The organism is Rubrobacter marinus (assembly GCF_011492965.1).
Lineage (GTDB): Bacteria > Actinomycetota > Rubrobacteria > Rubrobacterales > Rubrobacteraceae > Rubrobacter_F > Rubrobacter_F marinus.
Window position 1 is genome coordinate 3,321,957 of record NZ_CP045121.1, and the last position, 19,707, is coordinate 3,341,663.

Genomic DNA, 19,707 nt, shown 5'->3' on the forward strand with positions numbered 1-19,707 from the left:
GTCAGGTTGATCCAGCCCAGGGAGTCCACCCGAGGTCGAGCTGGGGCTGGTATCGGGGAGAGCGGCTTCTCCTCGTAGCGGCGGGCGAGAAGCTCCCAGACCTCGCGGGCCCCCTCGTCCTCCAGAAGCTCGCGGTCCTCCGCCGCCATCTCCTCGACGGGGACGGGACCGGGGCCGCGTCCGCGCCCTCGTCGCCCGCCTTCGCCCGGTCGTAGCGCTCGGGGAGGAGGTGGCGGCGGAGCTTGCCGAGCTGGGTGTACTCCAGCGGCTCGCGGGTGACGGCGTAGTCGGAGACGCGCTGGTACGACGGGAGTCGTTTGGACCCCTCTTCTACCGCCGCGCGGATAGCCTGGCCCGCGTCGTCGCCGACCTCGTCCCTCTCCGGTACGACGACGGCGACGAGCCTGCCGTCCTTCTGGAGCACCCCGACCTCGGCGATAGCGGGACTCCTGGCGTAGGCCTCCTCGACCGGCTCGGGCTGGACGTTCTTGCCGCCCTCGGTGACGATGAGGGTGGAGGCGCGGCCGGTGACGTAGAGGTAGCCGTCGTCGTCGAAGTAGCCGAGGTCGCCGGTGCGGAACCAGCCGTCCTCGTCGAGGACCCCCTCAGTCTCCTCGGGGCGGTTGCGGTAGCCGGAGAAGACGCCGGGGCCGCGGGCCAGGATCTCGCCCTCCCCGTTGGGCCTCTCCGTGCGCTCCGCGCCGTCCTCCTCGTCGGGCATCGCCGAGGGGTCGACGCGGACGGTGATGCCGGGGACCGGGCGCCCAACGCTCGCGAGCTTCCCCCCGTCGGGGAGCTTGAGCGAGAGGATCGGGGAGGTCTCCGTGAGCCCGTAGCCGACCGCCACCCGCCAGCCCATCCCCTCCAGCTTCTCGGCGAGGGCGGGATCGAGCGGCGCCCCGCCCGAGGCGAGCACGCGCAGCCTCGGCCCGATGCGCTTCCGCAGCGGGGCCATCAGGAGCTTACCGGCGTCGAGCCCCGTCCGGCGCCTTACATCCATCGAGAGGCGCATGGCCCTATCGAACAGCGAGGCGGCGACCCTGCCGCCGCCCTTCGCCCGCTCCTCTATCCCGGAGAAGAGGGCGTCGTAGAGGCGGGGGACGCCCACGATCAGGGAGACCTCCCCCTCCTTCAGGGCGCGGACGAGCTGCGGGCCGGTGAGCGAGCGAGGCAAGACGATCGGGAGCCCGGCCGAGAGCGGCGTGAGCAGCCCGATCACGAACGGGTAGACGTGGTGCAGCGGGAGCGGCAGCAGGATGCGGTCGCTCTCCTCCAGAAGATCCGCGCCGAGGATCGTGCTCGTCTGAAACCGGAGGTTGCCGTGCGTCAGCGGCACCCCCTTCGGCGTCCCCGTCGTGCCGGAGGTGTAGAAGAGCGCCGCCGGGTCCTCCGGCCCCACCTCGGGCATCCCGACCTCCCCGTCGGAGAGCAGGCGCAGCCAGCTCCCCTCGTCGTCCTCCCCCCCGTCGAGCCGCACGAGCCTCGGCGCGTCGCCGAGGCCCTCCAGCTTCCCGGCCTGGGCCCCGCCGTGAAGATGAGCTTCGCCCCGAGTCCGCGAGGATGGCCCCGAGGGCGTCCTCCTCCAGCCCGGCGTCGAGGGGGACAACGACGGCGCCGCGCGAGAGCACGGCGAGGCAGGCCGCGATCCACGCGGGGCTCCCGCAGCGTACAGGGCCACGTGGTCCCCTTGGAGACGCCGGCCTCGGCCAGCCCCGAGGCGAGACGCCCGACGCGCTCGGCCAGCTCGGCGTAGGTCCAGCGCTCGGCCCCCTCCTTCAGCATCGCGATCAGGGCCTCCCGGCCGCCCCTCTCCGGGAGGTTCTCGATGAGCGGCAGCAACGTGCGCGCCGCCCCTGCAACTTCGGTGTTCTGCTCGCGAAGGTCCTCGCCCAACATCTCCCGCGCCTCCTCCTGAGGGTTCACGGGGGCATTCTGCCCGTGGGCCTCACGGGGCGCATGGCTCCGGGGAACTATTTCTTCCAGCTTTGGGAACGTCCGGCCCGAGATCGAGAGGACGCGACGAGGGGCGGGACCTTCGGTAAGGTTACCCTCGTCCGCCCTCCGGATCCGCCTACGTGAAGAAGCGGGAGTAGCCGTCGGGGAGCGCGTTGCGGAGGCTCTGCAGCCTGTCGGGGCCGGCGGCCTCGCCGAGCACGGCCACGACCGCCCGGACGTGGGCCTCGACCTCGGGCGCGCGCTCCCCTCGCCCTGCCCCACCCGGTGCAGGAACTCGTCCGGGCTGGAGAGCTTCTCGGGCTCCGAGGGCTGGCTGCGCAGCCCATCCGCCAGCCCCTCGGGGAGCTGCTCGGAGAGCTGCGTGGCCTCGGCCTCGGGGAGGGCCTTGCCAGCGCCGACAGGGTCGACCGCGTCGCCCTCTCCGCCTCCTCGTAAGACCCGAGCCCGCCCCGCTGCCGGACGCCCTCCACAAACTTTTCGTACCGCAAACTCGCTCCTCTCGCTCTGCGCCGTTAGTCTCGCGGCGGCCGCATGCCGTCCGGTCCCCACCACTTACCCGCTCGCCCGGTCCGGGACTCTTGCGCGGCGCTCCGGAGCGCCGCAAGGCCATCGGGCGGGGCAAGGACCGGGCAACGACGCGGTCCCGGCCGTAGCGAGGCCAGCGCAGCGGGCAGAAGGTTCAGGGCGCGCGAACGTCCCGATGGCCGCGGGCTCCGTATCTCGTGCGAAAGCGCACCGGGATAGTCTCGCGACGGGCGACGGAAGCGAACCCCGTCACACGATCGTCCCCAAGATGTGAGCGGAGCCGCTACCCGGCGGGGCATACCTTGATAACTTACGTGTACCAAGATGGATCAGGCGCTTCACGAGAGTTTGGAGGCTCGCCAGCTTGCTGAGTAGGGATTACGCGGGGGCCATATTCGAGAGGACCGACGCCCGGCGCGCGCTGGCCGAGGAGGTGGGCCGGGTCCTGGAGGGCAACGCCGGCCTGACGGCCGAGGAGCGGATCGTGCGCCTCGAGGTGCCCGCCGGCGACCTGGACCCGCTGCGCTGGCTCGGTTCGCAGGTTATGAGGCCGCGCTCTTTCTGGTCGGGCCGCGAGGACGGGACGGCCGTGGCCGCCGTCGGGGTCGCGGACGTCGTGGAGGGGGACGGGACGGCGCCGGACGCCTCGCTGCGCGAGCGGCTCGCGCTGTTGTCCTCGGGGGCGCGCTACTACGGCGGCCTGCGCTTCGATCCCGAGCGCGGCGCGGACGAGGAGTGGGGCGCGTTCGGGGCGCACCGCTTCGTCCTGCCGCGCTTCGAGCTGCTCCGCCGGGGCGACGAGGCGACGCTGGCCTGCAACCTTGTCCTGCCGCGCGACGCGGAGAGGGCCGGGGAGCTGTTGGACGAGCTCGAAGGTCTGACGGTGCCCGAGGGATGGCCCGGCTCCGACGGTCCTCTGCCCACGCCCGTATCGCGCGTGGACCGTCCGGATCGGGCGGGGTGGGGCGAGAACGTACGCTCGGCGCTGGAGGCCTTCGAGGCGGGGAGGATGGACAAGGTCGTCCTCGCGCGCCGGGTCGACCTCGGGTTCGGGGAGGACCTCGACGCGGTCTCGCTGATGGAGACCTTGCGCGAGGCCACCCCCGGCTGCTTCCACTTCCTCGTGGAGCCCGAGGACGGGGCGGCGTTCCTCGGGGCGTCGCCGGAGAGGCTCTTCCGGCGCGAGGGGCGCGGGATCTCGAGCGAGGCCGTCGCCGGTACGCGTCCCCGGGGCGCCTCCGAGGTCGACGACGCGGAGCTGCGCGAGGAACTCCTGGGGAGCGCGAAGGACCAGGCCGAGCACTCCATCGTCCGGGTGAGCATCGAGGAGAGCCTCGGGGCGTTGTGCCGGGAGCTGAAGGTCGAGGACAGGGCCTCCGAGATGAAGCTGGCGCGGGGCCGGCACCTCGTGTCGAGGATACGCGGGATCCTCCGCGAGGGCGTCTCGGACGCCGACGTGCTCGCCGCGCTGCACCCGACGCCGGCCGTGGGGGGCTATCCGAAGGGCGAGGCGATCGGGGAGATACGGGCTCTGGAGCCCTTCGACCGCGGTTGGTACGCCGGACCCATCGGGTGGATCGGGGCCGACGGGGCCGAGTTCGCCGTCGGGATACGCTCCGGGCTCGTGAGGGGCGGCAGGCTCTCGCTGTACTCCGGGGCCGGGATCGTCGTCGGCTCGACCCCCGATGGGGAGTGGGCGGAGATAGAGCAGAAGATCTCGGACTTCACCAGGGTGTTCGGGCTTGACCCCGAAGAGCGCGACGCCCGCGCTTAACCGCCTCTGGGCGGACCTGATCGTCGAGGAGCTCGTGCGCTCGGGCGTCGGGCTCTTCTGCGTGGCGCCCGGCTCCCGCTCCACCCCGATGGTCGCGGCGCTCGCCCGCAACCCCAAGGCCCGCTCCCTCGTCCACTTCGACGAGCGCGGCACCTCGTTCGCGGCCCTCGGGTACGCGAGGGCGACGGGCGCTCCGGCCGCCTGGATCACGACCTCCGGCACCGCCGTCGCCAACGGGCTGCCCGCCGTGGTCGAGGCCTCCGTCGACGGCGTGCCGATGATCCTGCTCACCGCAGACCGCCCGCCCGAGCTCCGCCAGACCGGCGCCAACCAGACCATCGACCAGCCCGACATCTTCGGCGACTTCGTCCGCTGGCGCTTCGACCTGCCCGCCCCGGACCCCGAGATCGACCCCGCGATGGTCCTTACGACCATGGACCAGGCCGTCTACCGCTCCCGCCGCTCCCCCTCCGGCCCCGTCCACCTGAACCTGATGTTCCGCGAGCCTTTCCTGCCGGACGGCGACGACGAACCCACGGGCGGCCCAACCTCGTGGAGAGCGAGCGCCCGCCCCTACACCCGCTACGCGGCCACGAGGCCCGCCGTAGACGACGCGGAGGTGGCGCTGGTCCGGGACGCCCTGGGCCCCGTCGGGCGCGGCCTCGTCGTCGCCGGGCGGCTCCCCTCGCGCGAGCAGGGCGAGGCGGTCGTGGGGCTCGCGGAGTCTCTAGGCTGGCCGCTCCTCCCGGACGTGGGCTCCCAGGTCAGGCTCGGGCCGTCCTCGCCGAACGTCGTCGCCCACTACGACGCGCTGCTGGCGAGCGAGGCCTTCGCGGGCTCGCACGCGCCGGAGGCCGTGCTGCACGTCGGCGGACGCGCGCTCTCCAAGCGCCTCGAGAAATTCCTGGCCGCCGCCCGCCCCGACCCGCACGTCGTCGTGCGCGAGAACCCGTTCCGCCTGGACCCGAGCCACCGCGTCACGCACAGCGTCGAGGCCGACGTAGCGGTTTTCTGCGCCTCCCTGGGCAAGGCGGCGCGGAAGGCCCCGAAGGACGGCTGGCTCTCGTCCTGGCGCGAGGCCTCCGAGGGGGTTGGGCGGACTTTGGATCTCCTGCTCCCGGAGACCGCGGAGCTGACCGAGCCGCTCGTGGCGCGCCTCGTCTCGCGGCACACGCCCGAGGGTCACGGCCTGGTCGTGGGGAACAGCATGCCCATACGGGACCTCGACACCTTCGCCACGACCGACGGCGCGCCCCTCCCGGTCGCGGCCAATCGGGGCGCGAGCGGCATAGACGGCACCGTCGCCACGACCGCCGGCTTCGCCCGCGGCCTCGGCGCTCCGGTTACGCTCGTCCTCGGGGACCTCGCCCTGCTCCACGACCTCAACTCTCTCGCGATGCTCCGCGACCTGCCGGTGACCGTGGTCGTCGTGAACAACGACGGCGGCGGCATCTTCTCGTTCCTGCCGGTCGCCGGGCACGGGGAGCTCTTCGAGCCCTACTTCGGGACGCCGCAGGGCGTAACGTTCGAGGCGGCGGCGAGCATGTTCGGGCTCCCCTACGAGAGCCCGCGCACGGCGGATGAGTTCGTCGAAGCGTACCGGTCGTCCCGCGCCCGGGGCGGCTCGACCGTGATCGAGGTGAAGACCGTCCGCGAGGAGAACCTAGCGCTACACCGCGAGCTTCTGGCGGAGGTCTGGAAGCGCCTCTGATGGGAGCGCTCGTCGGCCCGCTCCGTGCCCCGGTCGGCGTTCGAGGGCCGGCCGAGCAACGCGCTCTCTCCCGCTTCGGTTCGTCTTGGCAGCGCTGAGCTACGCCACTCTCGGAGCCTCCGGAAGGCCGGCCGTCCTCTTTCTGCACGGCTTCATGGGCTCCTCCGGGGACTGGCGGGAGGTCTTGCAGGCGATCGGGGACGAGGCGTTCGCCGTGGCCGTGGACCTGCCGGGGCACGGAGCTTCGCTGGGGCTCCCGCCGGAGGTCTACGCCTTCGAGGGCGCGGCGCGGGCCGTGATCGGCGTGCTGAACGAGCTCGGCATAGATCGGGCGTCGCTCGTCGGCTACTCGATGGGCGGCCGGCTCGCGCTCTACCTCGCGCTACGCCACCCGGAGCGGTGCAGCGGCCTGTTTCTGGAGTCGGCCTCCCCGGGGCTCCGGGACGCGGAGGAGAGGGCTTCGCGCCGCGCCGCCGACGAGGAGAAGGCACGCCGGCTCGAATCCGAAGACTTCGAAACGTTCCTCCGGGACTGGTACCGGCAGCCGCTCTTCGCGTCGCTCGCGCGCGACGAGGGGCTGCTGCGGCGTACGCTCGAGGAGCGCCGTCGCAACGACCCGGCGGAGCTTGCGCGCTCCCTGCGGGGCATGGGGACCGGGAGCCAGCCTTCTCTGTGGGAGGAGCTTTCGGGGCTTCGGGTCCCGGCGCTCGCCGTCGCGGGGGAGTTGGACGAGAAGTTCGTCGGGATTTCCCGGCGCATGGCCGAGCTCGGGCCGTGTATCGAGGCAGCTACCGTGCCCGGCGTCGGTCACAACGTACGCGCCGAGGCCCGGAGGCGTACGCCGGTTTGCTGAAAGCCCGGCTGCGGTCCCTATAATCACCTGCATGACTAACGTTGCGTGGGAGACGGCCGGAGAGTTCGAAGACATCAAGTACCACAAGGCGGAGGGGATCGCCAAGATCACCATAAACCGCCCCGAGGTGCGCAACGCGTTCCGCCCGCTGACGGTGCGGGAGATCCAGGGGGCGCTGGAAGACGCACGCGAGGACCACGAAGTAGGGGTGATCATCCTCACCGGCGAGGGGCCGGACGCCTTCTGCTCCGGCGGAGACCAGAGGGTGCGCGGGGACGCCGGGTACCTCTCGGACCCGAGCGACCCCCGGCGCACCCCCGGCGGCGCCTCGATCGGCCGCTTCGACGTGACGGACCTGCACGTGCAGATCCGTCGCTGCCCCAAGCCCGTCGTCGCGATGGTGGCCGGGTACGCCGTCGGCGGCGGCCACGTCCTGCACGTGGTCTGCGACCTCACGATCGCCGCGGACAACGCGAAGTTCGGGCAGGTCGGGCCGAAGGTCGGCAGCTTCGACGGCGGCTTCGGCGCGTCGGTCCTCACCCAACTCGTGGGGCCGAAGAAGGCGAAGGAGATCTGGTTTCTCTGCCGGATGTACTCGGCGGAGGAGGCGCTCGGGATGGGCCTGGTGAACACGGTGGTGCCGCTCGCGGAGCTGGAGGCGGAGACGGTCCGCTGGTGCCGGGAGATGCTGGATCGCTCGCCCTTCGCCCTTCGTCTCTTGAAGGCGAGCTTCCACGCCCACGAGGACGGTTTCGCGGGCATTCAGCAGCTCGCCCACGACGCGAACCTCCTGTTCTACGGGAGCGAGGAGGCCCAGGAGGGGCGCGACGCCTACAAGGAGAAGCGCAAGCCCGACTTCTCGAAGTTCCCGCGCCGTTCCTAGACTCCAAACCGTGAAGGTTACCGGCTTCGGCCTCTACCGCTTCCGGCTGCCGCTGACCGCCCCCCTCGTGCTCAAGGGCGAGACCGTGCGCCACCGCGAGGGCCTCCTGCTGAGGCTCGACGGGGCGGGCGGCGCGGTGGGCTGGGGCGAAGCGTCGCCGCTCCCGGGCTTCAGCCGGGAGGTCCTGCCCGAGGCCGCGCGGGAGCTTCACGGCCTGGCGGAGTCCGTGGTCGGTCGGGGGGTGCCCGAGGCTCGGCCGGGCGCCGGCCTCGACGGCGCGCCCGGCTTCACGGACGCCGCGCCCTCGGTCCGGTTCGGGTGCGAGCTGGCCCTGTGGAACCTGTACGCGGCGGCTCGCGGCGTGGCGCTGCCGGAGGTCGTCTCCCCGCGCTTCAGGGCGGTCGTGCCCGCGAACGGGCTGCTGGCCGGCTCGCCCACCGAGGTGCTCGGGGGTGCGCGCCGGATGCGGGCGGAGGGCTACGAGGCCGCGAAGCTGAAGGTCGGCGGGCGGCCGGTGGGGGAAGACGTCGCGCTCGTGCGAACGGTGCGAGAGGCCCTGGGCGGGGACGTCTCGCTGCGGCTGGACGCGAACCGGGCCTGGGGTACGCAAGAGGCGCTGGAGTTCGCGCGGGGGATCGAGGGGGTCGGGATCGAGTACCTGGAGGAGCCCCTGGAGGAGCCCGCCGACCTGGGGAGCTTCGCGCGCGCCTGCGGCGTCCCGGTCGCGCTCGACGAGTCGCTGGTCGGGATGGCCCCCGAAGCACTCGGTGCCCACCGCTACGCCGTTGCGGTCGTGATCAAACCGTCCCTGATCGGCGGCCTCTCCCGCGCGCTGGACCTGGCGAACCGGGCTCTGGACCTCGGCATGCGGCCCGTCGTGAGCTCGGCCTACGAGAGCGGCGTGGGGACGGCGGCCCTGGTGGCGCTCGCGGCCGGGATCGGCGACGAGGGGGTGCCGGCCGGGCTGGACACCTACCGGCGCCTCGCCGGGGACGTGATCGAACCGCGCCTCCCCCTACCGGCCCCGCGCATCGACGTCCGGGAGACGGTGGAGGCCGCGCACGACGTCGTCCCCGGAAGGCTCTCCCCGGAGGCAGAGCCCATCGGTTAACATCACCCCGTGAAACGGAGACCCGAGGGACCCACGATCCCCTGCGCGCTGCGCGAGAGCGCCCTCGCCGCGCCGGACGCCCCGGCCATCCTCGGACCCGCCGGCACAATCACCTACGCGGAGCTGGACGGGCGCGTCTCCGCGGCGGCCGGCCGGCTCGCCGACGCGGGTTGCACCCCCGGAGCGCGCGTGGCGCTCCGCATGGAGAAGGACGAACGCTACGTCGTGCTGCTCCTCGCCGCGCTGCGCGCCGGATGCGTCGTCTGCCCGGTGAGCACCCGCGTCCCGCCGGAGGGCGTCCCGGCGCTCCTGCGCGTCGCCCGCCCTTCTGCCCTGGTCTCCGACGTGGAACTCCCCATCCCGGAGACGAAGGGCCTGGCCGTGATGGGGCCGGAGGGGCTCGACCCGGGGGAGACGGAGGGCGCGCGGCCCGGGGAGCATATCCTCGTCCCCACGGATCGTCCGGCCACGATCGTGTTCACCTCCGGCAGCACGGGCACGCCGAAAGCCGCCCTCCACACCGTCGGCAACCACCACTACAGCGCGCTGGGCTCCGGGGAGAACATCCCGCTCGGGCCGGGCGACCGCTGGCTGCACTCGCTGCCGCTCTACCACGTCGGCGGGCTCTCGATCGTCTTCCGGTGCCTCCTCGCGGGCGCGGCGATGTCGTTCCCGGAGCCCGACGTTCCGCTCGGGGAGTCCCTCGCCCAGAGCGGCGCCACCCACGTCTCGCTCGTCGCCACCCAGCTCCGGCGGCTGCTCTCCGAGGAGGCGTCTCTCGGGGCGCTTCGCGCCATTCTGCTGGGGGGCGGGCCGGTGCCGGAGGCGCTCGTGGACGAGGCGCTGGAGCTCGGCCTGCCGATCCACACGAGCTACGGCCTCACCGAGACGTCTTCGCAGGCGACCACCACGCCGCCGGGCGCCTCGCGGGAGGTGCTGCGCACCTCGGGGCGGGCGCTGCCGTACAGGGAGGTCGCGGTGGCGGGGGACGGCGAGATCCTGGTCCGCGGCGAGACGCTCTTCGCCGGCTACGTCGAGGGGGACGGGCTGGACCGGCGCGTCGACGAGGCGGGCTGGTTCCACACGAAGGACCTCGGGGAGCTGGACTCCGGCGGCTACCTGCGGGTCAGGGGCCGCAAGGACAACCTGTTCGTCTCCGGCGGCGAGAACGTACAGCCCGAGGAGATCGAGGAGGCGCTCTACCGGATCGAGGGTGTCGAAGGGGCCGTGGTGGTCCCGGTCCCGGACGAGGAGTTCGGGGAGAGGCCCGTCGCTTTCGTGCGCGCCGGCGACGGCCGTCCCCTGGAGAGCCTCGCGCAGGCCCTGGAGCCGGTCCTGCCACGCTTCAAGATCCCCGTCGCCTTCCACCCCTGGCCCGAACGGCCCGGCCCGGAGGGCATGAAGGTGGACCGCGCCGGGTTCCGGGCGCTCGCCCGGCGACAAGGGGAGCCCTGAGACCGGACGCCCCGGCGCCCGCGATCCCCCCGTTACGCCCGAGCGCGACGCTCGCGGACCGCGTCCGCGGCGCCGATCGCCTGGGCTAGAGCGCGCCCCGATCAGGACGCCGGCGCAGTACAGCAGGCCGAAGACGGCGTGCAGGCCGGCCGTCTTCTTCACGACGGGGTCCAGGAGGTTCGGGCGCGGGAGGCCGCGATGCCGCGCCAGAGCCCGGGGAGGAGGAGGGCGCTCACGACGGCGAGGGCGGCCCCGAGGGGGACGACGCCGAAGGAGATCAGGGCCGCCACCGCGACGTAGGCCTCGAGCAGCAACGCCCGGTAGACCAGGATGCCGCCCGACCTCCCGAAGACGATGGGCAGGGTGCGCCGCCCGCCCCGTCGGTCGGACTCCATGTCGCGGATGTTGTTGGCGAGCAGGATCGCCGCGACGAGACCGCCTATCGGCAGCGCCGCCAGGGGACGCGCCACGGGAGGGCGTCGGCCTGGACCGCGTAGGCGATGACCACGATGAGGACGCCCATGAACAGGAAGACGGCGGCCTCGCTGGCCGCCGTGTAGGCGATGGGGCGCGGCCCGGCGGAGTACAGGTAGCCGCCCAGCGCCGAGAGCAGCCCGAGGGCCAGGATGTCCAGCCCCCGACGAAGACGAGGTACAGCCCGAGCACGGCCGCGAGCGTGTAGCAGAGCAGGGCCCCAGGAGGACGGCGCGCGCGTGTACCCTGCCCTGGACGATGGAGCCCGCGATCCCGACCGCCTCGGCCGTGTCGAGGCCGCGCTTCTCGTCGTAGAACTCGTTGAACATGTTGGTAGCGGCCTGTATGAGCAGGCTCGCCACGAGCATCGCCAGGAAGGGCCCCCACGCGAACGCCCCGTCGGAGAGCGCCAGCGCCGTCCCGAAGAGCACCGGGACGGCCGCCGCCGTCAGCGTGAACGGACGGGCCAGCCAGAACCACTCGGTCAGGGGCGGGCGCCCGGGATGCGCAGAGTTCATGCAGGCTCCATTACGGGGATATTGTAGGGGCTCGGCGACGCCGGCGTCGGCGGATCTCCCGCGGCCTCCCGGCCTCTCGCGCTAGGCGAAGCCCGGGCCCGGCCTGCCCTCCTGCGCGCGGGCCGCTTCGAGCAGGCGTATCACCTCCTCGTCGCCGACCTGCTCGAAGTCCTCGTAGTAGGAGCCGACGGCGTAGAAGTCCGCCGGGGTGGCGAGGACCACGAGCTCGTCCACCTCGGGGCGTAGGAGGTCCGCCGTCCGCGGGGGGCAGACGGGCACGGCGAGGACGAGGCGCCTCGGTACCCGCTGTCTCAGGGCCAGGACCGCCGCCCTCGCCGTCGCACCCGTGGCGAGGCCGTCGTCCGCCAGGATCACCGTCCGGCCCGCCACCTCGGGCTCGGGCCGGTCGCCGCGCAGGAGGCGCAGCCGCCGCTCCACCTCCCGTAGCTCCCCCTCGGCCGCCCTCCTTACGTGTTCCCCGGAGAGCCCGAGCGCGCGGACGATGCGCTCGTTCAGGACCAGCGCGCCCCCCTGGGCCACGGCGCCGATGCCGAGCTCGGGCTGTCCCGGCGCCCCGAGCTTGCGCGCGATCAGCACGTCGAGCGGCGCCCTCAAGCGGCGCGAGATCTCCGCCCCGACCGGCACGCCTCCCCGCGGCAGCGCGAGCACGAACGGTCCCTCGGCTTCGTAGCCGGCGAGGAGCGAGGCGAGGCGTCGTCCCGCGTCCACACGGTCCCGGAAGAGCACCTCTGCCCCGCTCACGCCCTAGGACCCCGGGGTCCCGTCCCCTACGACACGGCTCGTCCGGTCAAGGGGCATAATCCTCGTCGGTCGGGGCCGCGAGCGGGTCGACGATGGGGGCGTCGGGGTCGAACTCGTAGGGCTCGAAGTTGACCGAGCCGCAGTTCGGGCAGGAGAGCTCGTCCTCCTCCTGCACCACGGGGTTCACTTGCGCCCGGTGGTCCGAGAACACCGTCCCGCACACCGAGCAGGAGAATCGCGTATCCGTCACGCCAACCACCTCCACTCGTTCGACCTCCACGAAGACCCTAGACGCGGTCCTGCGCCCCCTCATTCCCGGCCATCCTGGCGCAGTGGGCGCAGCAGAAGAAGGAGCCGCCGGCCTGGACGCCGTGCCCGATCACCTTGACCCCGCAGTGCTCGCAGACGGGGGCCAGGGCGTGTATGGCGCACTCGAAGCTGTCGAAGACGTGCGTCGTACCGGCGGACGTGACCTCGAAGGCCCCGTCGTAGTCGTTGCCGCAAACCTCGCATTGGGCCATCTCGCTACCCCTCTCTCCCGCTCGTCCCGCGACCGTTACCGCTTAGGTTTCCCCGGCTCGCGCCGCCCGAAACGGCTCCTTGCAGGGCCGCCACCGCGCCACGAGGGTTCGGCGCTCCCGGACGGGGGTATAGACCGGGCCATGACGAACGACGGAGGGTTCAGGGAGCTTGTGGGCGTGGAGCTCGTCGAGGCAGAGGAGGGCCGCGCGGTGGTGGAGCTGCGGGCCGGGGACCGGCACCTCAACCCCGGCGGCACCGTACACGGGGGCGCCGTCTCGACCCTCATAGACGTCTCGATGGCCGAGGCGCTGAACCCGATGACCGGCGAGGAAGAGCGGCCGGTTACCATCGAGATCAAGGTCAACTACCTGGAGCCGGGCGAGCCGGGCACGCTCCGCTGCACGGCCTCGGTCCGCAAGGGCGGCGGGCGCATTACCATCGTCGAGGCCGAGGTCGTCCAGCGCGAGAGCGACGAGTTGGTCGCCCTCGCCTCCGGCACCTACACTCGCGTCGGCTAGGGCTCCCCTTCCCGCGGGGTAACCCCGAAGCCCGAGCCTTCCACGATCCTCACCCGGTACACCTCGTCGAAGCCCTCCGTGCGCGAGGGGGGGACGAGCCTCTTGGCGGTGGCGTAGATCGCGACGTCCGGCACCCGCGCCCTCCCCTCCCGGCGCCCGTTGCGCTCCTTCGATGCGCGCGTCTCGGACTCGAAGTAGTAGGCGACGGCGCAGGCCCCGTGCTCGCGGGCCTGCTCGATCAGGGGCGCCCGGTCCTCCGGCGCGGGTTCGTGTTGTCCACCACGACGGAGCGGCCCGAGCGGAGCGCCTCCCGGACGAGTTGGGCCTGCCGGCGGTTCCGGTCCTTGTTGTGGCGGAAGAGGTCCTTGCTGACGTGCGCGTGGGTCCCGGCGAGGCGCTCGCGGTAGAAGGTGCTCTTCCCCGAGGCCTGCAGGCCCACGAAGACGACGAGCTCGACCTCCCGAGGGCTCAGGCCCTCCGGCTCCTCTCCACGAGTGCGAGGTCCACGAAACGGTCCCAGTTCTCGGCGATCCTGCCGGCCATCGCCTGCTCCTCAGCGCGGTTCTCGCGGGCCACCCGGGCCGTCTCCTCGTCCCCGGCGCGCAGGGCCATGCGCTCCAGGATCTCGTACGACGCTATCTCCAGGTGCTCCGTCACGAACGCGTCGCGCGCGTTCTGGACCGGTTTGTCGGCGCGGAAGACGTCGAAGATGCCCTTCGCCTGAGCGGAGGCTATCGCCGAGAAGTTCTTGCCCAGGGAGGCGAGCCCGAGCCCGCCGAGGGCCTCGAGCCGCTCGCGCAGCTTCTCCTGCTGGCGCCGGGACTCCTCCTTGTGGACGCGGAACATCTCCCTGAGCTCCTCGTCGCCCGTCGTCAGGATCACCGAGTCGAGCATCAGCAAGACGTTGCCCTCCAGGGCGTGGACGTTCTGCACGTACTCGATCAGCCTGCCGCGCAACTCGTCGTTCTGCACCATCTCTGCCTCCTTCTTCTCTCGCTCACCCGGTCCGGACCATCCTGAAACGCCCGATGGGGCGCCCCCCGAGCGTCGCCGTCCCGAGCCAGAGGTCCGTCCCCGCCGGCCTGAGCTCGTCCACCCAGAGGCAGAACGGCGGGTCGTAGATCAGGGCGACGTGATCCGCGCGCTCTTCGAGCCGGAACGGCCACCGCAGGAGGGCCCGACGAGGGTCTCGCCCCTCCCCCACGAGCCCGTTTGCGCACCCAGACCATGGGCGGCAACAGACCGCCCACCCGCTCGACCCGCCAGAAGCCGTCGAGGAGGTCCACAGCCCTGCCCCGTCGGGCGCGCTGCGGGTGGCCGGGTCTTCCCGGTACTCCCGAGCGACCCCCCGCCTCCAGTCGCCATCGCCGTCCTCCTCGCGAGCCTGCGGGACGGGCCAGGGGAAGCGTCCCCCCGTAGCCCTCGAAGGCTCTCTTACCCGCCCGCGGGCGCCTCAAGCACGCCTACCGGTGGTTCTCGATCCCGGCTAGGAGTCGTCGTCCCCTCCGACGTCTTCGGAGACCTCCGCGCCGTCCGGGATCTTCTCGCCCCGTAGACGTTGACGTCCGGCGCTATCGTCGCGCCCTCGCCGACGACGACCCTGTCCCGAGGGCGCACCCCCGCCCCAGGCGGGCGCGCGCCCCGATCTCGCAGGAGCGCCCGACGAGGGCGCCGTCGAGCTCCGCCCCCTCGCCGATCGAGGCCCCTTCCGCGACGGTGCTCCGCGCCACGCTCGCCCCCGACGCCACGGAGACGCCGGGCGCGAGCACCGCGTACGGCCCGACCGTGGCCCCGCGGCGACCCGAACGCCCTCGCCGAGGACGGCCGGGCCCTCGATCGAGCCCTCGTCCGCCTCGGCGCCCTCCCCCACGAAGACGCCCTCCCGCTTCCCGCCGCCGGGCGGCCTCACGCCCGGACCTCGCCGTCGAGGACGGCGCGCTGGGCGTCCATGTACTGCTCGATGTTGCCGATGTCCTCCCAGTAGGAGGGGTCCTCCATCACGTAGCCGTAGACGGGGCGTCCCTCGTCGAGGAGCTTGGGGAAGAGCTCCTTGGACCAGTCGTACTCCTGGCCCGCGGGGATCTCCTCCAGCACCCCGGGCTCGACGACGTAGATGCCGGTGTTCGCCGTGTACGAGAAGACCTCGCCCTCGTCCGGCTTCTCCAGGAACCTCTCCACGCGCCCGTCGTCCCCGACGACGACGATCCCGAACTCCGAGGGGTCGTCGACCTTTTTGAGGACGAGCGTCACCTCCGCGCCGCGCTCCTCGTGGAACCGGACGACCGCCCCGAGGTCCACGTCCGTCAGGGCGTCGCCCGAGACCACGACGAACCTCTCCCCGAGGCGCCCCTCGACGTACTTCACCGAGCCCGCCGTCCCTAGAGGCTCCTCCTCGACGGAGTACTCCATCTCCACGCCCCACCGCGAGCCGTCCCCGAAGTGGCCGCGGATAACCTCCGGCATGTACTCCAGGGTGGCGACGACCTTCTCGAAGCCGTGGCGCTTCAGCAGGTTGACGATGTGCTCCATGCACGGGACGTTCACCACGGGGATCATCGGTTTCGGCTGCTCGCTCGTCAGCGGCCTGAGCCTCGTCCCCTGACCGCCGGCCATGATAACGGCCTTCATAGATACCCCTCCTTGAGAGAAACTCTTCGCAACGGGGAAGCTTACCCCTTTCGGAGCCGGAGCATCCGGATAGCGCGCCGGCGGCGGCACGGTTAGGATGGCCGGTGGGTTGAATGGTCTTCGCGGAAGGAGGGGGCGTCGTGGATCTCGGTCTCGGGGGGAAGCTCTTCGTGGTGGGCGGCGCGAGCCGCGGGCTCGGGCGTGCCGTCGCCGAGAACCTCGTGGCCGAGGGCGCACGCGTGATCCTCGTCGCCCGCGACGAGGGCGCCCTCTCCGGGACCGCCCGCGAGCTCGGCGAGGAGGCCCACCCGCTCGCGGCCGACCTCTCGGACCCCCGGAGCGTCGATCGCATAGCGGGGGCAGTCTCCGGGATGGGGGGCGAGCTCGGCGGCGTCCTCGTCAACACCGGGGGGCCGCCGCCCGGGCGCGCGCTGGAGCTGGACGACGATCAGTGGCTCGCCGCCTTCGGGTCGCTCGTAGCGGGGCCGATCCGGCTGCTACGCGCCCTCGTCCCGCTCATGGGCGACGGCGCGTCCGTCCTCTTCGTCACCTCGTCCTCCGTCCGCCAGCCGATCCCGAACCTCGACGCCTCGAACGTCCTGCGCCCGGGCGTCGCCGCCCTGACGAAGTGCCTCGCCCGGGAGCTCGCGCCGCGCGTGAGGGTCAACAGCCTCGCCCCGGGCCGCATCGACACCGAACGGGCCCGCTCCCTCGACGCGTCGGCCGCGGAGGCGCTCGGCATAACGCGGGAGGAGCGGCGCGCGCGGATCGGCGAGACCATCCCGATGGGCCGCTACGGCGAGCCCGCGGAGTTCGGGCGGGCCGCAGCCTTCCTCCTCTCCCCCGCCGCCTCCTACGTGAACGGCGTCTCCCTGCAGGTCGACGGAGGCCTGGTCTCGGCGCTCCCCTGAGGGGGGCTCGGCGGAGACGGACCGAGCTCCGGGGGCGCGGCCGTATCCCCCGAGAAGTCTCGTTTTTGGTGTACTGGTTCACGATGTTGGGGTAACATACGCAGCAACGTTCCTGAGTCGCTTCGCTCTTTGGGGCCATCTGCCCGGGCGTGGCTCGTAGCGTTTCTGCCGCGACGCTCTGTCGCACCCCCATCAGATTACCGAGGTACGTTTCCTGGCGTTGGGTCGGTGCCAACCACTTTTCTGGCATCGGAGGAAAGGTTCAAGGAGAGATGGCTGGCGAGGCGAAGGTCGGCAGGCATCGAGCAAGGGAGGCAAGCAGCATGCAGAACGCACGGGAGAGGGAGAGGCACGAGATAGGTCCGGTGTTCTGGGTCTCGGCGGCGTTCGCGCTGGCGTTCATCTTGTGGGGCGTGATCGGGCCGCAGAGCTTCGGCGCCGTGACGCAGGGGATCTTCGAGTGGGTGGTGGGGAACCTCGGCTGGTTCTACCTGCTGGCGGGGAACTTCTTCCTGATCTTCGTGGTCGTCCTCGCCCTCAGCCGCTACGGCAAGCTCAGGCTCGGGAAGGAGGGCGAGAGGCCGCAGTTCAGCCGCTTCGCGTGGTTCGCCATGCTGTTTCAGGCGGGGATGGGGCCGGCCCTCATCTTCTGGGGCGTGGCGGAGCCCCTCGCCCACTACAACAGCCCGCCCTTCGGGCTCGCCGAGCCCGGCAGCGTGGAGGCCGCCCAGGTCGGGATGCAGTACACCTACTTCCACTGGGCGTTCCACCCGTGGGCGATGTACGCCATCGTCGGGCTCGCGGTCGGCTACTTCAGCTTCCGCAGGGACGAGCCCGGCCTCATAAGCCCCGTCTTCAGGCCGCTCCTGGGCAACCGCGTCGACGGCCCCATCGGCAAGACCATCGACGTCCTCTCGGTCATCGCGGTCCTGTTCGGGGTCGCCGTCGCCCTCGGGCAGGCCGGCCTCCAGCTCACCGCCGGGCTCGGCGAGACCTTCGGGACGCCGACCGGGATCATCGCGCAGATCACCGTCATCGTCGTCACCACCGTGGCGTTCATAATCTCGGCCTCGACCGCGATCGAGAAGGGGATCAACTACCTCAGCCAGATCAGCTTGTACCTGGCCGGCGTCTTGCTCGTCTTTTTCTTGTTCCTCGGCCCCACCGCCACCCAGCTCGGCGCCCTCACGCAGGGCGTCGGAGACTACGCGGGCGGCATCGTGCCGATGAGCATGAGGCTCAACTCCTTCGACCAGGACAACACGTGGCTCGGGAGCTGGACCGTCTTCTACTGGTCGTGGTGGATCGCCTGGTGCCCGTACGTGGGCCTGTTCATCGCCCGCATCTCGCGCGGGCGCACCATCCGCGAGTTCGTCCTCGGCACCGTCCTCGGCCCGAGCGTGGTCACCTTCGTGTGGGTGGCGGTCTTCGGGGGGACGGCCATCTTCCTCGACCGCACGCAGGCGGACGGGCTCGCCGAGAGGGTCGTCGCCGATCCGGCCGCCGGGATGTTCCTCTTCCTCGACCAGTTCCCGCTCGCCCTTCCCCTCTCGATCCTGACGCTCGCCGTGCTCTGGATCTTCTTCGTGGCCGGCGCCGACGCGGGCACCGTCGTCCTGGGAAGCTTGTCCACCGGCGGGCCGCAGGAGCCGGTGCGGTGGATCAAGGTCGCCTGGGGCCTGGCGATGGCGGCGATCGCCGGGATTCTCCTCGTCGCCGGCGGTCTCGGAGCCCTGCAATCTGCCTCGGTCCTGACCGGCGTGCCGTTCGCCTTCATCATGTTCCTTATGTGCATCTCCTTTTTGAAGCACCTCCGCAGCGAGGCCCGCGGAGGGGGCCTCCAGGGGAGCCCGGGCGGCGCGGACGCCGCCCGGGCGAGGGAGGAGGCGCCGTCCACGCGCCGGGCCCCGTCGGGCCGTCCCGCGCCGGGACGCCCCGCGACGGGCTCGACGTTCACGGCCGAACCGCTACCGGACCCTCGCGGGGACGGGACCCCGGGGATCAACGAGCCCGGAACGGGGGGACGATGATCAGGGCCCCCGGGCGGCGGGGGATCGTCCTCGCGCTCGTCGCCCTCCTGCTCGGGCTCACGGGTTGCGGCGCGTCCGGCGCCGGCGATGGAGGCAACGCCGCCGGGGAGAGCGAGAACAGGATAGACGGGGACCAGTTCCGGCTGAGCGGGACGCAGAAGACGGCCCAGTTCGCCGTCGGCTCCGAGGACTTCACCGAGCAGCAGGTCCTGGGGGCGATCACCACCCGCGCCCTCGAGGCCGCCGACGCCACGGTCATCGACCGGACCGGCCTCGGCGGCAACGAGGCGGTGCGCCAGGCCCTACTCGACGAGGAGATAGACCTCTCCTGGGAGTACACGGCGACGGGCTGGCTCGTCCACCTCGGCGAGACGCGCTCCATCTCCGACCCGCGGGAGCTGTACGAGGCCGTCGCCCGTCAGGACCTCGAGGAGAACGGTATAGAGTGGCTCCCACCCGCCCCCGGCAACGACACCTACGCGATCGCCGCCAGCGACGAAACCCTTCAGGAGTTCGACGTCCGCAACATCTCGGACCTCGCCCGGCTCGTCGAGGAGCGCCCCGAGGAGGCGACCCTCTGCTTCAACAACGACGACGGCTTCCGCACCCGCTTCGACGGGCTGCCGGGGATGGAGCGCGCCTACGGGTTCCAGTTCCCCGAGGACAACCTGATCGAGGTCTCCCTCGACGCCGTCTACGGGGCCGCGGCGGACGGCGAGATCTGCAACTTCGGCGTCGTCTTCACGACCAGCGGCTTCATCCAGGAGGAGAACCTCACGCTGCTCGACGACGACAGAGACTTCTTCGCGATCTACAACCCCTCCCTCACCATGCGCAGGGACACGCTGGAGAACTACCCGCAGCTCGAGGAGATGTTCGCCCCCATCGCCGAGAGGCTCGACACCGAGACGCTGCGAACGCTGAACTACGCCGTCGAGGTGGAGGGACGGACCCCCGAAGCGGTCGCGGAGGGATGGCTCCGGGAGAACGGCTTCATAGAGTAGCCGCCCCGAACGCCCGAGCCCTCCGGAACGCGACCCGGCCCCGCCAGCCCCTACGGGCGAGCGGGGCCGGGT

The 19,707-nt window shown here is 71.9% G+C and carries 21 protein-coding genes; 10 read left to right on the top strand and 11 right to left on the bottom strand.

The window, feature by feature from the left end:
- Position 1: 1 nt before the first annotated feature.
- Positions 2–1,477, bottom strand: coding sequence for an AMP-binding protein (locus GBA65_RS17180; protein WP_166397600.1), 1,476 nt, complete (start codon positions 1,475–1,477; stop codon positions 2–4).
- Positions 1,478–2,845: 1,368 nt separating this feature from the next.
- Between GBA65_RS17180 and GBA65_RS17185 the strand changes: the two genes are divergently transcribed.
- The 6 genes from GBA65_RS17185 to menE all read left to right on the top strand — a co-directional run bounded on the left by GBA65_RS17185 (position 2,846) and on the right by menE (position 10,268).
- Complete coding sequence (locus GBA65_RS17185) at positions 2,846–4,255, top strand: isochorismate synthase (RefSeq protein ID WP_166397601.1); 1,410 nt, start codon at positions 2,846–2,848, stop codon at positions 4,253–4,255.
- Entirely contained in the window at positions 4,224–5,966 is a 1,743-nt protein-coding gene (menD, locus tag GBA65_RS17190; RefSeq protein WP_166397602.1) for a 2-succinyl-5-enolpyruvyl-6-hydroxy-3-cyclohexene-1-carboxylic-acid synthase, read from the top strand. Before GBA65_RS17185 ends, menD begins: the two co-directional genes overlap by 32 nt.
- Positions 5,967–6,051: 85 nt before the next feature.
- Positions 6,052–6,819 carry a 2-succinyl-6-hydroxy-2,4-cyclohexadiene-1-carboxylate synthase gene (gene menH / locus GBA65_RS17195; RefSeq protein WP_166397603.1) on the top strand — a complete coding sequence of 256 codons (768 nt, stop codon included), beginning with the start codon at positions 6,052–6,054 and terminating at the stop codon, positions 6,817–6,819.
- 31 nt (positions 6,820–6,850) lie between these two features.
- On the top strand, positions 6,851–7,702 hold the full coding sequence (gene menB, locus GBA65_RS17200) for a 1,4-dihydroxy-2-naphthoyl-CoA synthase (protein ID WP_166397604.1): 852 nt from the start codon (positions 6,851–6,853) through the stop codon (positions 7,700–7,702).
- Positions 7,703–7,712: 10 nt separating this feature from the next.
- Positions 7,713–8,813, top strand: a complete 1,101-nt coding sequence (menC, locus tag GBA65_RS17205) for an o-succinylbenzoate synthase (protein WP_166397605.1) — start codon at positions 7,713–7,715, stop codon at positions 8,811–8,813.
- A gap of 9 nt (positions 8,814–8,822) precedes the next feature.
- On the top strand, positions 8,823–10,268 hold the full coding sequence (gene menE, locus GBA65_RS17210; RefSeq protein WP_166397606.1) for an o-succinylbenzoate--CoA ligase: 1,446 nt from the start codon (positions 8,823–8,825) through the stop codon (positions 10,266–10,268).
- Between the two features lie 158 nt (positions 10,269–10,426).
- Here menE and GBA65_RS17215 read toward each other — a convergent pair whose 3' ends face one another.
- From GBA65_RS17215 to GBA65_RS17230, 4 genes are all read right to left on the bottom strand, one after another.
- Entirely contained in the window at positions 10,427–11,260 is an 834-nt protein-coding gene (locus GBA65_RS17215) for a UbiA family prenyltransferase (protein ID WP_166397607.1), read from the bottom strand.
- 81 nt (positions 11,261–11,341) lie between these two features.
- Positions 11,342–12,022, bottom strand: a complete 681-nt coding sequence (locus GBA65_RS17220) for a phosphoribosyltransferase (RefSeq protein ID WP_228281437.1) — start codon at positions 12,020–12,022, stop codon at positions 11,342–11,344.
- 46 nt (positions 12,023–12,068) lie between these two features.
- Positions 12,069–12,272, bottom strand: coding sequence for a hypothetical protein (locus GBA65_RS17225; protein WP_166397608.1), 204 nt, complete (start codon positions 12,270–12,272; stop codon positions 12,069–12,071).
- Positions 12,273–12,309: 37 nt separating this feature from the next.
- Positions 12,310–12,543, bottom strand: coding sequence for a hypothetical protein (locus tag GBA65_RS17230; protein WP_166397609.1), 234 nt, complete (start codon positions 12,541–12,543; stop codon positions 12,310–12,312).
- Between the two features lie 141 nt (positions 12,544–12,684).
- On the opposite strand from GBA65_RS17230, the gene GBA65_RS17235 reads away from it, so the two are divergent.
- Positions 12,685–13,062 carry a PaaI family thioesterase gene (locus GBA65_RS17235; protein ID WP_166397610.1) on the top strand — a complete coding sequence of 126 codons (378 nt, stop codon included), beginning with the start codon at positions 12,685–12,687 and terminating at the stop codon, positions 13,060–13,062.
- Here the strand turns inward: GBA65_RS17235 and GBA65_RS23465 are convergent.
- The 6 genes from GBA65_RS23465 to GBA65_RS17260 all read right to left on the bottom strand — a co-directional run bounded on the left by GBA65_RS23465 (position 13,059) and on the right by GBA65_RS17260 (position 15,690).
- The gene (locus tag GBA65_RS23465) at positions 13,059–13,196 is read right to left on the bottom strand and encodes a hypothetical protein (RefSeq protein WP_207955864.1); all 138 of its coding nucleotides are present in this window, start codon (positions 13,194–13,196) and stop codon (positions 13,059–13,061) included. The genes GBA65_RS17235 and GBA65_RS23465 overlap by 4 nt on opposite strands.
- A gap of 104 nt (positions 13,197–13,300) precedes the next feature.
- Positions 13,301–13,501, bottom strand: a complete 201-nt coding sequence (locus tag GBA65_RS23470; protein ID WP_207955865.1) for an AAA family ATPase — start codon at positions 13,499–13,501, stop codon at positions 13,301–13,303.
- Between the two features lie 29 nt (positions 13,502–13,530).
- Positions 13,531–14,037, bottom strand: a complete 507-nt coding sequence (locus GBA65_RS17245) for a DUF892 family protein (RefSeq protein WP_166397611.1) — start codon at positions 14,035–14,037, stop codon at positions 13,531–13,533.
- Between the two features lie 22 nt (positions 14,038–14,059).
- The gene (locus tag GBA65_RS17250; protein ID WP_166397612.1) at positions 14,060–14,266 is read right to left on the bottom strand and encodes a hypothetical protein; all 207 of its coding nucleotides are present in this window, start codon (positions 14,264–14,266) and stop codon (positions 14,060–14,062) included.
- Positions 14,267–14,633: 367 nt separating this feature from the next.
- The gene (locus tag GBA65_RS17255) at positions 14,634–14,831 is read right to left on the bottom strand and encodes a GlgC family sugar phosphate nucleotidyltransferase (RefSeq protein WP_166397613.1); all 198 of its coding nucleotides are present in this window, start codon (positions 14,829–14,831) and stop codon (positions 14,634–14,636) included.
- Between the two features lie 136 nt (positions 14,832–14,967).
- Positions 14,968–15,690 carry a nucleotidyltransferase family protein gene (locus GBA65_RS17260; protein WP_166397614.1) on the bottom strand — a complete coding sequence of 241 codons (723 nt, stop codon included), beginning with the start codon at positions 15,688–15,690 and terminating at the stop codon, positions 14,968–14,970.
- 140 nt (positions 15,691–15,830) lie between these two features.
- Between GBA65_RS17260 and GBA65_RS17265 the strand changes: the two genes are divergently transcribed.
- The 3 genes from GBA65_RS17265 (at position 15,831) to GBA65_RS17275 (ending at position 19,635) form a co-directional block, all read left to right on the top strand.
- Positions 15,831–16,601, top strand: coding sequence for an SDR family oxidoreductase (locus GBA65_RS17265; protein WP_166397615.1), 771 nt, complete (start codon positions 15,831–15,833; stop codon positions 16,599–16,601).
- A 323-nt stretch (positions 16,602–16,924) separates the two neighbouring features.
- Positions 16,925–18,631: a BCCT family transporter gene (locus GBA65_RS17270; RefSeq protein WP_166397616.1), complete on the top strand. Its 1,707-nt coding sequence runs from the start codon at positions 16,925–16,927 to the stop codon at positions 18,629–18,631.
- Entirely contained in the window at positions 18,628–19,635 is a 1,008-nt protein-coding gene (locus GBA65_RS17275) for a glycine betaine ABC transporter substrate-binding protein (RefSeq protein WP_166397617.1), read from the top strand. The genes GBA65_RS17270 and GBA65_RS17275 overlap by 4 nt, the downstream gene beginning before the upstream one ends.
- The last annotated feature ends 72 nt before the right edge of the window (positions 19,636–19,707 follow it).

What these genes read in the sequence shown, in the direction of transcription:
- GBA65_RS17230 (WP_166397609.1), bottom strand. Translation starts at nt 12,543, where the DNA reads ATGGCCCAATGCGAGGTTTGCGGCAACGACTACGACGGGGCCTTCGAG.
- GBA65_RS17260 (WP_166397614.1), bottom strand. Translation starts at nt 15,690, where the DNA reads ATGAAGGCCGTTATCATGGCCGGCGGTCAGGGGACGAGGCTCAGGCCG.
- GBA65_RS17275 (WP_166397617.1), top strand. Translation starts at nt 18,628, where the DNA reads ATGATCAGGGCCCCCGGGCGGCGGGGGATCGTCCTCGCGCTCGTCGCC.
- GBA65_RS17215 (WP_166397607.1), bottom strand. Translation starts at nt 11,260, where the DNA reads ATGAACTCTGCGCATCCCGGGCGCCCGCCCCTGACCGAGTGGTTCTGG.
- GBA65_RS17270 (WP_166397616.1), top strand. Translation starts at nt 16,925, where the DNA reads ATGCAGAACGCACGGGAGAGGGAGAGGCACGAGATAGGTCCGGTGTTC.
- menB (WP_166397604.1), top strand. Translation starts at nt 6,851, where the DNA reads ATGACTAACGTTGCGTGGGAGACGGCCGGAGAGTTCGAAGACATCAAG.
- GBA65_RS17235 (WP_166397610.1), top strand. Translation starts at nt 12,685, where the DNA reads ATGACGAACGACGGAGGGTTCAGGGAGCTTGTGGGCGTGGAGCTCGTC.
- GBA65_RS17245 (WP_166397611.1), bottom strand. Translation starts at nt 14,037, where the DNA reads ATGGTGCAGAACGACGAGTTGCGCGGCAGGCTGATCGAGTACGTGCAG.